Here is a 12,916-nt window from a genome sequence, read left to right as displayed (position 1 = left end):
ATGAGTTATCTCACTGTTTCAGAAAAGATAAGCAGGTTAATAGCAGATATTACTCATTAAGCTATGCAATATTAATATTTTAGAGTTTAATCAACTGTGCTTTGTTTTTACATCAATGAGGAATGGCATGAGATATCAACCGCCTTATACGATCACCTCTAGAATTATTCACTTGATTGCACAAATTAGTGAATCAATAGGGCGTTTGACTGCATTAACCCAAATTCAAGATAGCCTTAAATTGCGAAAAGCAAATCGTATCCGAACGATTCAAGGGTCTTTAGCGATCGAAGGGAATACCTTGAGTACAGAGCAAATCACAGCGATCCTGAATGGCAAGACCATTATCGCGCCACCTAAAGAAGTTCAAGAAGTCCGTAATGCCCTAAAAGCATATGAAGAAATTCAAAATTGGAACCCTGATCAAGAAACACATTTGCTGAAAGCACATCAAATATTGATGACAGGACTGATTGATGAGGTTGGACAGTATCGCCATGGCGGTGTTGGTGTGATGTCAGGGGATCGAGTCGTGCATATGGCTCCGCCTGCAAATCAAGTGCATCGCTTAATGGGAGAATTATTGCAGTGGTTGGCTGAAGGCAATGAGCACCCATTGATTCAGAGTTCAGTATTTCATTATGAGTTTGAGTTTATACATCCATTTGCTGATGGCAATGGGCGTATGGGACGTTTATGGCAAACTTTAATCTTAAGCCAGTGGAATCCAATTTTTCTCAATATCCCTGTAGAAAGCTTGATTTATCAAAACCAAAAAGCTTATTACGATGCATTGCAAGCGAGCACAGATCGCTCAGATTCAGCACCTTTTATTGAGTTTATTTTGCAGATGATTTTAGATGCAATACTCAGTTCTGATGCCAGCGATCAAGATACCGCTCAAGATAGCGTACAAGTTAGCGATCAAGTTAAACGTCTCGTCCAGAAGATGGAGCAGAAGGAATATAGCTTAGCTGAGCTTATGGCTCTATTAGACTTGTCCCATCGAGCAACATTCCAAAAAAATTATTTAACTCCAGCATTAGAAGCCGGTGTGATTGAACGCACCTTTCCTGATAAGCCTAAGAGTCCTAAGCAAAAGTACAAATTAAAAAATTGAACTATACTGAGGTGGATGTGATTATTAATATCATAATGAGCTAATTGTAATGTTATAACATTTCATTTATTTTTAGGTGTAATTTTCTGCTATAATGTCAGTACGCCACTTCAAATCCTGAATTCGGATTTGAACAAGATTTTAAAGTGATTCAATGCACTAAATCTAATTTGGGTCAAAATTGGGTCAATGAATTTTTTTATTCAACAAAAGAGCTTTAAAATGAATGAGTTAGGTTTTGAGTTCAATTGACGCCACCTCCACCAAAATTCTTGTTATAAATCAGACGCTTATTTAAGTGGCTTTTTTATTGCCTAAATTTTATAAGCGATTTAAAAAATCAAATCAAAACTAGAGCGAATACGCTCAATCAATAAATGCTTCGACTCTGACAAATGGGTATTTTTACGTACCATCAATTGGGTCTGAGCCATGTTGCACAGCTCGGAATCAATAGTTAAAGCAACGGCCTGACCTTCTTTGACTGCATCTGCAATATCTGCATAGCGCATGGCGGAAATCCCATGTCCAGCCACAACATAGTTTTTTAGAGCATAAATAGAGTTGGTGGTCAGGCCAATATTCAGGTTTACTTGTAAGCGCACCATTTCACTGTCGAGTAACTGACGGAAACCATGCCCTACGGGCATTAAGGCAAATTTATAGGCTGAAATTTCGGAAAGACAAATGCGATGCTTGAGCTTGGCAAGAGGATGACCGGCAGGAACAGCCACAATAAAAGGTTCTATTTTATGGGCAATAGTGCTGATGTCTGTATGAAATGGGGGATTATACGCCAGTCCAATATGCGCCAGGCTGTCCACGATATGTCGTACCACATGTTGGGCACTCATTAATTCTAACTGGATTTCAAGATTTGGATATTTATGATGCACATGTCGAAGTACATCATAAATCATGTGTTGCATATAACTTTCACTAGAAACAATGTTCACTTTGCCGAGTTGAGAAGATTGCAGCTGAAATAAACTGTCAAATAATTCATTTTCACGATTTTTATTTTCCTTGAAATACTCAAGTACCAGATAGGCAGCTTCAGTCGGAATAATATGCCGTCCCTTACGTTTAAATAAGTTTATTTTTAGTTCAGATTCAAAGAGTTGAATCTGTCGGCTCATGGCAGACTGTTCGATATTCAGGATGTCTGCTGCTTTACGCATCGAGCCAAACATCATCACCGTATAGAAATAGCGTAAACGCTTTTCATTGATTCCGTTCAGTGGCGCAAGGAATTGCAAGTTTCTGTCCATAAAAACTCTGATGCTTTTAAAGCATCAGTATGCCTAAAAAATTACATTGTTATCAAGTCAGGAGCATGCTTACATGGGTTTTGAACAATAAGAAGATCTAGATAAAAAGGAGTTTTAGATGGATTTAATCACCTCCCGTCAACAACGGTTAGACCAGATTTACAAGAAAGTAAGCTGGCGCCTGCTGCCATTTTTATTGCTGTGTTATTTCTTTGCTTATCTGGACCGGATCAATATCGGATTTGCCAAGTTGCAAATGCAGCAGGAGCTGGGCTTTAACGATGCAATTTATGGCATGGCAGCCGGCATATTCTTTTTAGGTTATGTCCTGTTTGAAGTGCCAACCAACCTGTATTTTGAAAAAGTCGGCGCCAGAAAAACCATTACCCGCATCATGATTTTGTGGGGCCTGACCTCCATGTCGATGCTATTTGTCACCACCCCGCAGATGTTCTATGTCTTGCGCTTTTTACTAGGCGTATTCGAAGCCGGTTTTGCCCCGGGCATGATTTTCTATCTGACCTATTGGTATTCCGGTGCACGCATGGCACGTGTCATGGCGATTGTCATGCTGGCCGGGCCGCTTGCTGGCATGTTAGGCGCACCGTTATCGACACAAATTATGAGTACTTTCCATCAGATTTATAATCTTTCTGGCTGGCAATGGTTATTTTTATTAGAAGCTGTGCCGACCGTGCTGTTGGGCTGCGTAGCGTACTTTTATTTAACTGATCATCCCTCACAAGCAAAATGGCTGTCCCAAGAGGACAAAGCCTTATTGGTGAAAGAAATTTCCCAACATCAGTCTGCCACTGGTCATAGTAATTTTAAAGCGGTATTAAAGGATCCTTGGATTTATTTCATGGCCTTGGCCTACTTCACCATTATCTGTGGGATCTATGCGATTGGCTTCTGGCTACCATCTTTACTGAAGTCGGGCGGTATCCAAAATTTGCAGATGATTGGTTGGCTGGTGGCGATTCCATATTTATGCGGTGCAATTTTCATGATCATTTTTGCCCGCAGCTCGGACAAATGGCAGGAACGGAAATGGCATTGTGTAGTGCCGACGGTATTGGCCTGAGTCAGCTTGATGTTGTCGGTGATGAGTGCGAATTTCCTGCTGTCCTTTATTGCGATCTGTACCGCAACGGCCTTTATGTTTAGTGCCTATACCATTTTCTGGTCGATTCCATCGAAATACTTAAGCGGTAGTGCGGCAGCAGGCGGAATTGCCCTGATTAACAGTATCGGATTACTCGGTGGTTTTGTCAGTCTAAATATTATGGGCATGGCGCAGTCAATGACCGGTTCCATGCTGGCAGGCTGGTTCACGATTGCTGTGATCATGATGCTCGGAGGCACTTTCCTGATCTATGCCTTCAGACTGAAAAAGCAAGTTGTTTCCCAGCAAGTAACACGCGCTGCCTTAATCGTCGATAAATAATCAATCATGCAGCATAGGAAGGATTCAAGATATGAAGAAAATCATCATTGCGGGCTTTCAACATGAAACCAATACCTTTGCCCCGACCAAAGCAAGATATGTGGATTTTGTCCAGGGCGGGGGATTTCCTCCGCTTAGCCGCGGCGCAGATGTCCTGAAATTTCGGGAACAGAACATTCCGATTGGCGGTTTTATTCAACAAGCAGAACAATTCGGTTATCAACTTTTGCCGGTAATCTGGGCTGGCACTTCACCTTCAGCGCATGTAGAGCAGGACACTTACCAACGGATCTGTGATGAAATTATTGCAAGCATCCAGCAGCATCCGGCAGATGCGGTGTATCTGTATCTGCATGGTGCCATGGTTAGTGAACAGGTGGATGATGGTGAAGGGGAATTTTTAAGACGGGTTCGTGAAGCAGTCGGGTCGGACATTCCGGTAATTGCCAGTCTGGATTTCCATGCCAATGTCACGCAAGCGATGTTTGCTCATAGTGATGCATTGATTTGCTATCGGACTTATCCGCATGTAGATATGGCCCAAACTGGACAACGCTGTGCCCAACTGCTGAATCAAATATTCGAGGGCAAAAAACTGTATAAGAAAATGTACAAGCTACCGTTTTTGATTGCGTTGAATGCACAATGTACCGAGCTGGAACCTACCCAGTCTTGTATGAATTTACTCGAACAGCTAGAACAAAATAATCCTGTCCAGATGAATTTTACGCCGGGTTTTCCGGCGGCAGATTTTGAGGAATGTGGCGGTTGTATCTGGGGCTATAGTGAAAACGCTGAGCAGTTAGATCAGGCCATGCAACGCTATATCGACCATGTGCTGCAACAAGAAGCGCATTGGAATATGGATTTTTTATCACCAGATCATGCCGTGCAGCAGGCAATTCAACTTTATCAACAGCATTATTCGGCCAAACCCGTGGTGATTGCCGATACTCAGGATAATCCGGGAGCTAGTGGCGATTCGAATACAACCGGGATGTTATCGGCGCTATATCGACATCCGGTTAAAAATGCATTGATTGGCCTCATTGTCGATCCCGCGGTGGTGCAACAAGCCTATCAGTTTGAGCTTGGTCAGCATTTTTATGCGCAACTGGGTGGAACATCGGGTATTGTCGGGGATGCCCCATTTAGCGCTGAATTTAAAATCAAAGCCTATAGCGATGGAAAATTCAGCTATGGCGGACCCATGATGCATGGCGTTGAGGCGGATATCGGCCCGAGTATATTACTGGAAATAGACGGTATTGAAATTGCAGTCAGCTCTTACAAAGCCCAGTTGCTCGATCGTAATATGTTTAGAATTTTTGGTGTTGTGCCTGAAGATAAATCAATTATTGTAGTGAAAAGCTCGGTACATTTTCGTACAGATTTTCAGGACATGGCTGCTGCCATTTTAGTCGCAAAAGCGCCTGGGGCCATGAAAGCAGACCCGAATGACCTGCCTTGGCAAAAGATTGAGCCTGATAGACGACTCGTGCCAATGGGCGAAAGTCTGGCGCAGCGTGATCAGCCATTGCGTCGTACGGTCTAATATTTAACTAATATTCAATTAACACCCAAACGATTGAACAGGCAAGCTCTATCATGATCTAGCCTGTTTTTTGATCACATCTCCATTTCCTTAAACTTAATACAATTTTCTGTTACTTGATTCCGTGTCTGGATCTGCCATAGATGAACTTGACTGACACCGACTTAAGCTAGCTCAAAAAAGTGGACAGGAACTCAACATTCTTTTCAAACTCAACAAAATACCTATAATTCCAATTAGAAACTTGTTGTAAATTAAACCTTAGGAAAAAAACAAATACAGTTTTGACTTTCTTATTTCAAATTAGACGAATCAACCGGAGATTCTCATTGCGCGCTGCCCGCTATAAAATTTTGCTCATTATCGTATTGCTACTGGCAGTAGGGTTTGCTCTATTTCGCTGGTGGCAAGGGCCAGTGGTGCCTAGTTATACGCTGAGTGCCATGCCGCTAGTACAAAATGTTGTTGCGACCGGACGTGTTGCGACAGTATCACGTGCCCAGGTAGGCAGTGAAATTAGTGCTGTGGTTCTGCAACGTCTGGTGCAGGAAGGCGATCAGGTTAAACCGGGTGATCTGCTAGTGGTATTGAAGTCGGATGAATTGCTGGCCCAAGTCAGACAGGCTGAGCTGGCATTGACTGAATTGGCAAGCAGCCGACGGCCACAGGCTGCAGCAGAACTGGCCAGTGCCAAAGCCCAGTTGGAGCAGGCCAGCCGAGAAGCAGCACGTAGACGTAATGCAGAAGCCGGCATCCTGTCGAGGGAAGAAGTCGAACAGGCTGTGGAAGCAGAAAGAGTCGCGCGCAATAATTATGAGACAGCCCGGGTAAAAGCAGGCGCATTGGCTGCGGGTCAAGTCGAAGAAGCGTCGCTTCGGGAACAGCTGGCGGTGGCACAGGCGCAACTGGCCAAAACCAAGATTCGAGCGGCGGTCGCCGGTACAGTATTGACACGCGATGTCGAGCCGGGTGATCTGGTTCAGCCGGGACAAACTTTATTTACCATTGCGTTAATAGGGAATACAGAAATCCGGGTACCGCTAGATGAGCGGAATTTACCGCAACTCGCCTTGCAGCAAAATGCCACCGTAATTAGCGATGCCTATCCGGATCAGTCTTTCCCGGCCCGGATTAACTTTATTGCACCAAGTATCGATCCACAGCGAGGTACGGTAGAAGTCAGGTTAACTGTCAATCCCGTACCAGATTTTCTGCGTCAGGACATGACGGTATCGGTGAATGTCGAGACGGCCAAACGAGCACGGGCTCTGGCTATTCCGAATGATGCTTTAAGCAGTATCAAGGGAGATAAAGCCGTGGTCTTAATGGTACGTGATGGAAAAATACAGCGTCAGCAGATTACTTTGGGCTTGCGTGGCCTGGCCATGTCAGAAGTGAAATCCGGGTTGAGCGAGGGTGATCAGGTGTTGGTAGATGCCGAATCTTCATTGGAGGATGGCACCAGAGTTCGCTTAAAACCACACCAGAGTTCATTACAGAATTCTGCTGATATGGCCAATAGTAAAAATGAATTACCGGTGAACTTCGATTGAAAAATTTATTCGGGCGGCTCTGGATCGAATGGAAAATCGCGGTCAGTTTTTTGCGCGAGGGTCGCGCGCAGTCCATCATGATCACCATCGGGGTTGCCGTGGGCGTAGCGGTGATCGTCTTTATCACTGCGTTGATTCAGGGGCTGCAAGCCAATATTGTTGAACGAACCTTAGGTACACAGGCTCATATTCGTCTGCTGTCACCGGATGAAGTCAACCGGATTGTGTCACCTCCCGCCGGAACAGTGCAATTATTGCAGGAAGACAAACGGGCACAGCGCCTGCGTTCGATTAACAATTGGCAACAGATTACCGAAACACTAGACCAGTTGCCTGTACTGACCTCCGTCTCGCCGGTGGTGTCGGGGCCAGCTTTTGTACAACGTGGTGATGCGATCGAATCAGTGGCCTTGGTCGGGATGAATTTAGAACGTTATCAGCAGATCATTCCATTAAAAGAATATTTAATCAGTGGCCAGTTGCGGGTCGGCGCGGATGATGTACTGATTGGCAGTCAATTGGCCAAAGACCTCGGTGTTCAGGTCGGCAGCAAGTTGCGACTCGATACTGGCCAACAGAACAGTGCTTTGGTGAATATTGCCGGTATTTTTGAACTGGGTGTGCGCGAACTGGATGCGCGTTATGTATATCTGGATCTCAAGCAGGCACAGTCCTTACTCGGCCTGCCAGGCGGGGTAACGGTGATTGACCTAACCATTGCCAATATTTTTGAAGCAGACCAGGTTGCCGCACAAGTCGGACGCCTGACCTCATTAAAAGCCGAAAGCTGGATTGAAACCAATGCACAACTGATGAATGCCATTACTGCACAAAGCCTGTCGACTAATATGATTATTGTCTTTGTCGCAATTTCGGTGGCTTTCGGGATTGCCAGCGTCATGTCCGTCAGTGTGGTGCAGCGCACCCGAGAAATTGGTATTCTGCGGGCGACAGGTGCAACCCAATCGCAAATCCTGAGGGTTTTTCTGTTTCAGGGCGCAATCTTCGGCTTGCTCGGTTCAGTGCTGGGCAGCATAGTCAGTTATGGCCTGGTGTGGGTATTTAATAATTTTGGTCCGGGATTATTCTATATTCCGATATCGATTGAACTGGTGATTTTGGCATTATTGTTGGCGACATTAACAGGCGTACTGGCTGCAGCGGTGCCATCACGTCGGGCCGCGGCACTCGATCCAGTGGAGGCGATTCGTCATGTCTGAGCAATCTCAGGAAGTTCTGCGTCTGGAAGCGCTACGCAAGTCTTATAACATTGGACAGCCCAATGAAGTTGAGGTTTTGCATGGCATTGACCTGCGCATTGATCGCAACGACTTTGCTGCACTTATTGGCCCTTCCGGTTCTGGAAAAAGTACCTTACTGAATATTCTGGGACTGCTAGATAAACCAACGAGTGGCGAGCTGTATTTGTTGGGACAACCTACCAGTGCGATGGATGATACCGGCCGTACGGCGCTGCGCGGCAACAGCATCGGATTTGTATTTCAGTTTCACCATCTGATTCAGGCATTTAGTGCACTGGATAATATTCTCATGCCTTTAATGATGGCGCATGGCAAACCGAATCAGCAGGCAATGCAACGCGCACGTGATTTACTGGCGGCAGTGGGGCTGGAAAAATTTGCCGAGCGTAAACCGAATGAATTGTCCGGAGGACAGCAGCAGCGGGTGGCCATTGCTCGGGCCTTGATTACTGAGCCGGCCTTATTATTGGCCGATGAACCGACAGGTAATCTGGATACCCAGACCGCGGCTGATATGTTTGAACTGTTTCGTAAAGTGCATCGTGAACGCGACTGCGCCGTACTTTTAGTCACGCATGATCCGCGCCTGTCTGCCACTTGTGATCGTACCATCAATCTGGTCGATGGCCGGATTGAAAGTGATTCGAGCAATTCTCCTCAAGATTAAGCTGTACTGTAAGGAGCCAGGAGGGCTAATTTTTTGAAGCGATCGAAAAGATATTTCAGATTTATAGCTTTCAAAAAATGATAGCCATATATGAGATTGAAATAATCTGTAAACAATCTGTTTGTTAAAAAAGGATGTATGCGATTGCCTACATCCTTAAATTTTGATGGTTTAATTTTAATGATCCTGACTTTTAGCTTGATCTAATCATTGAGTGCCGATAAATCCCCCTAATATAAACGTCAGGATGAAGCCGAACTTTAATGGCACTACCGCAAGTTTCCATTTCATCCTGTGAATAAGCCTGATTTCAAAGATTCGATCCGATTTTATTGTTCCAGATTGCTTCTCAGCATCCAGGCAGTTTTTTCGTGTACTTCCAGTCTTTGCGTGAGAATGTCAGCGGTCGGCTGATCATTGGCTTCTTCAATGATCGAAAAAATACTTCTGGCGGTACGTGCCACAGTTTCATGTGCATCTACCAGTAAACGTATCATTTCTTCAGCTTTAGGTACACCTTCGACTTCTTTAATGGAGGTGAGTTTTACAAACTGTTTATAAGTGCCGGGTGCTGCAAAACCTAGAGCACGAATACGTTCAGCAATGATGTCCAACGCATTCCATTGCTCGGTATATTGAGTCATAAACATGTTGTGCAGGCTGTTGAACTGGGGGCCGGTGACATTCCAGTGGAAATTATGGGTCATCAAATACAGGGTATAACTGTCTGCTAAAAGTCTGGATAAACCATCGACAATTTTGGCGCGATCATCATGCGAAATCCCGATATCAATTTTCATTGCTTTAGATTCTTTTTTAGAAGAGGCCATGCTCTTACTCCTTCAAACTTAACGCGATACGGTGTATTAAAATAAAGTCGGATGTATCTGAAGCCCGAGCCAAGAGATGAAATGATCTCTATGACTTTGTATTTGATCTAACAGGCTAAGAGATTTAAGTGGTTATAAGTTATAGATATTAGATCAATATAAAGGCAGGAAGTTTAGTCATTATGTATAAGCAGGGCGCGGGATTGTAACTATTTAAATCTGTCAAGTTCTGACCATCTTCAGCGGTAGCACGTTAATTTTTCATAGCAAATTGAACTTCTAAAAAAGTCCTAATCATTTCAGGACTGAAACATCGTGTTAGGTTATGACGCTTATTTATGAGCAAGATCACATATCACTCCACTGAGTCTTTATTTCAAAATATCTCTGTAATATTTTAAAATTTTATTTTAAACAAATAACTTAGATTAAAATCTTAATCACTAATAAACCCGAAATTTATAAAAAATAACACAATGCTGCCTTAATTAAACAAGGCACTACAAACAATAATAAATCTCTTTCTCAAATGCAGTTATGTTAGGACACAGGCGAAACCAATAACAATATTCCCAGAAAAGCAAAAATGCTTCGAGTCAGCATATTCAGAATTCAGAAGAAATATGAGGCTGATACAGGATCGGCTGTAGCAGATTGACTTGCGGGATGAGTTTGATTGGTCAAGCCATGCAACATATCAGCTCAAGCGACTTTGAGATAGACCAAAAATATCTGCACTAAACTCAAGCTCAGCAAGGAATACATCATGAAAATTAAGGCCAATAGCCCCGCGACTGGTAAAGACGGTTTAGACAAACAAAATACCAATAAAAAAAGTGAGCAGCTCGACGCATATCGCAGTGATGCGACCGAGCAGGCACTCACCACCAATCAAGGGGTTAAAATTTCCGATAACCAGAACAGTCTCAAGGCAGGGGTTCGCGGTGCGACCTTGATCGAAGATTTTATTCTTCGGGAAAAAATTACCCATTTTGACCATGAGCGAATTCCAGAACGTATTGTGCATGCCCGCGGTGTCGGCGCACATGGCTATTTTGAGGCTTATCCGGGGAATGAAAAACTGACCAAGGCAGGCTTCCTGACTAATACCAGTGTACAAACGCCAGTATTTGTGCGTTTTTCTACCGTACAGGGCCCGCGTGGTTCAGCAGATACGGTACGTGATATTCGTGGTTTTGCGACCAAGTTTTATACTGAAGAAGGTAACTTTGATTTAGTGGCGAATGATGCCCCAGTATTCTTTATTCAGGATGGGATCAAGTTCCCGGATTTTGTACATGCGGTCAAACCTGAACCTCAGACCGAGATTCCTACTGGTGCATCTGCACATGATACTTTTTGGGATTTTGTTTCCTTAGTGCCTGAATCTGCACATGCGGTGATGTGGGCCATGTCGGATCGGGGTATTCCACGTAATTTAAGAGCCATTCAAGGCTTTGGTGTGCATACTTTCCGTTTTATCAATACCGAGAATAAAGCGGTTTTTGTGAAATTCCACTGGACGCCAAAACAGGGTCTCGCCCAACTGGTCTGGGATGAAGCACAAAAACTGGCGGGTAAAGATCCGGATTTCCATCGTCGTGACTTATATGAAGCGATTGCATCCGGTAACTATCCGGAATGGGAGCTTGGTGTACAGGTCGTTCCAGAAGAAGATGAGATGAAGTACGACTTCGACTTGCTGGATCCAACCAAAATTATTCCGGAAGAACTGGTGCCGGTGACACCGATTGGCAGAATGGTACTTAACCGTAATGTTGATTATTTCTTCGGTGAAACCGAGCAGGTAGCATTCTGTCCGGGACATATTGTGCCAGGACTGGATTTTACCAATGATCCATTATTACAAGCACGTCTGTTTTCCTATACCGATACCCAGCTTAGCCGTTTAGGTGGTCCAAATTTCCACCAGATTCCAATCAACAAGCCGGTTTGTCCATTCCACAATAACCAGCGTGATGGTTTACATCAGCGTATTGTACATACTGGTCAAGCCAGTTATGAGCCGAACTCGATTGACAATAACTGGCCGGCTGAAACCCCGCCAGCAGCACAAGGCGGTGGTTTTGAAAGCTATCAGGAACGTATTGATGGACACAAGATCCGTCAGCGTAGCGAATCATTCAGTGATCACTTTAGTCAGCCCCGTCTTTTCTATCGCAGCCAGACGCCGCATGAGCAAAAGCATATTGTCGATGCCTATGTCTTCGAGCTGAGCAAGGTGGAGCGCAAATATATTCGTGAGCGTGAAGTGCTTGAAGTGCTCTGCAATATCGATCTGGATTTGGCACAGCAGGTTGCTGACCAATTGGGTATTGAAATTCCAGCAGAGAAAAAAGCAGCAAAATTGCCAGAGGTGCAGATTTCACCACGCTTATCTTTCGAGGCATTCAAACCTGAAGATATTAAGGCACGCAAAATTGCGCTACTGGTGCACGACAAGGCCAATGAGGCGAGTATCAAAGCTGTTCAAGCCTGGGCAGAATCAGAAGGTGCTGTGGTCGATGTACTGACCCCAAAACCGGGTCCGGTACTGGGTCTGCAAGGTGGGGTGATTCCTTCCGATGGTATGCAAAAAGCCGAGCCATCCATCGCCTATGATGCTGTGGTGATTGCTGACGGTGATAATTACGATGTGGTGATGAAAGATGGTGTGGCGACTCATTATCTGCTGGAAGCCTACAAGCATTTAAAACCAATCGTGTTCCTGGGCGATAAAGGCAAGCTGATTGAACATTTACGCTTGGTTAGCGATGAAGGAACTCTGGCAAACGGACAGTTTGCAGCAGTACAAGATAGCTTCAAGACTTTGATCCTGAACCATCGTGTCTGGGCGCGTGAAGCGATTGCAGAAGCAATTCCTGCCTAAACGATCTAATTTATATTTTAGAGGATAGAGGCTCCGGCTTCTATCCTGATGGTTTTAAAATGGATGAAGAGATGGTGAGACCGGATGTCAAAAAGTTGTTGGCTCAAGCACAACAAACCAAATGGAGCAGAGAGCAGGATATCTATCTCATTGAGCATAATCATTTGCCTCTAACTGAACTGATGCAGCAACTCTGTTTCAATGAAGAAGAGATTAATACACGGCGTAAGGTATTAGGGCTGACCACACGTTTAAAACAAATGCGCAAGCTTTCTCATTAACTGACTTTAAAAACACAACAACATTATCCGTATTTTATGA

At 44.4% G+C, this 12,916-nt stretch carries 11 protein-coding genes; 9 read left to right on the top strand and 2 right to left on the bottom strand.

The genetic code is table 11. The features are described from left to right. Positions 1–127 precede the first annotated feature (127 nt). Positions 128–1,120 (top strand): Fic family protein, encoded by a 993-nt coding sequence (locus tag PYW33_RS11550; RefSeq protein WP_004646191.1) that lies wholly within the window; start codon positions 128–130, stop codon positions 1,118–1,120. 332 nt (positions 1,121–1,452) lie between these two features. On the opposite strand, the gene PYW33_RS11545 is transcribed toward PYW33_RS11550, so the two are convergent. Beyond that, on the bottom strand, positions 1,453–2,391 hold the full coding sequence (locus tag PYW33_RS11545; RefSeq protein ID WP_004646192.1) for a LysR family transcriptional regulator: 939 nt from the start codon (positions 2,389–2,391) through the stop codon (positions 1,453–1,455). Between the two features lie 118 nt (positions 2,392–2,509). On the opposite strand from PYW33_RS11545, the gene PYW33_RS11540 reads away from it, so the two are divergent. From PYW33_RS11540 to PYW33_RS11515, 6 genes are all read left to right on the top strand, one after another. Beyond that, positions 2,510–3,475, top strand: coding sequence for an MFS transporter (locus PYW33_RS11540; RefSeq protein WP_004279327.1), 966 nt, complete (start codon positions 2,510–2,512; stop codon positions 3,473–3,475). Positions 3,476–3,496: 21 nt separating this feature from the next. Then, complete coding sequence (locus tag PYW33_RS11535) at positions 3,497–3,838, top strand: MFS transporter (protein ID WP_228128531.1); 342 nt, start codon at positions 3,497–3,499, stop codon at positions 3,836–3,838. Positions 3,839–3,869: 31 nt separating this feature from the next. Next, positions 3,870–5,393 (top strand): M81 family metallopeptidase, encoded by a 1,524-nt coding sequence (locus PYW33_RS11530; RefSeq protein ID WP_004646194.1) that lies wholly within the window; start codon positions 3,870–3,872, stop codon positions 5,391–5,393. Positions 5,394–5,722: 329 nt separating this feature from the next. Then, positions 5,723–6,946, top strand: a complete 1,224-nt coding sequence (locus PYW33_RS11525; RefSeq protein WP_004646195.1) for an efflux RND transporter periplasmic adaptor subunit — start codon at positions 5,723–5,725, stop codon at positions 6,944–6,946. Continuing rightward, positions 6,943–8,166 carry an ABC transporter permease gene (locus PYW33_RS11520; RefSeq protein ID WP_004646197.1) on the top strand — a complete coding sequence of 408 codons (1,224 nt, stop codon included), beginning with the start codon at positions 6,943–6,945 and terminating at the stop codon, positions 8,164–8,166. The genes PYW33_RS11525 and PYW33_RS11520 overlap by 4 nt, the downstream gene beginning before the upstream one ends. After that, entirely contained in the window at positions 8,159–8,875 is a 717-nt protein-coding gene (locus PYW33_RS11515) for an ABC transporter ATP-binding protein (RefSeq protein ID WP_004646198.1), read from the top strand. Before PYW33_RS11520 ends, PYW33_RS11515 begins: the two co-directional genes overlap by 8 nt. A gap of 329 nt (positions 8,876–9,204) precedes the next feature. Here PYW33_RS11515 and PYW33_RS11510 read toward each other — a convergent pair whose 3' ends face one another. Further along, positions 9,205–9,705 (bottom strand): Dps family protein, encoded by a 501-nt coding sequence (locus PYW33_RS11510; protein WP_004646199.1) that lies wholly within the window; start codon positions 9,703–9,705, stop codon positions 9,205–9,207. A gap of 766 nt (positions 9,706–10,471) precedes the next feature. On the opposite strand from PYW33_RS11510, the gene katE reads away from it, so the two are divergent. Both katE and PYW33_RS11500 read left to right on the top strand, forming a co-directional pair. Then, positions 10,472–12,595, top strand: coding sequence for a catalase HPII (gene katE, locus PYW33_RS11505; RefSeq protein WP_004646200.1), 2,124 nt, complete (start codon positions 10,472–10,474; stop codon positions 12,593–12,595). Between the two features lie 71 nt (positions 12,596–12,666). Beyond that, complete coding sequence (locus tag PYW33_RS11500) at positions 12,667–12,876, top strand: hypothetical protein (RefSeq protein WP_004646201.1); 210 nt, start codon at positions 12,667–12,669, stop codon at positions 12,874–12,876. The last annotated feature ends 40 nt before the right edge of the window (positions 12,877–12,916 follow it).

It is taken from the genome of Acinetobacter lwoffii (genome assembly GCF_029024105.1).
GTDB lineage: Bacteria > Pseudomonadota > Gammaproteobacteria > Pseudomonadales > Moraxellaceae > Acinetobacter > Acinetobacter lwoffii.
Note: the sequence above shows the minus strand (reverse complement) of the source record. Positions and strands in the feature narration are given on the sequence as shown.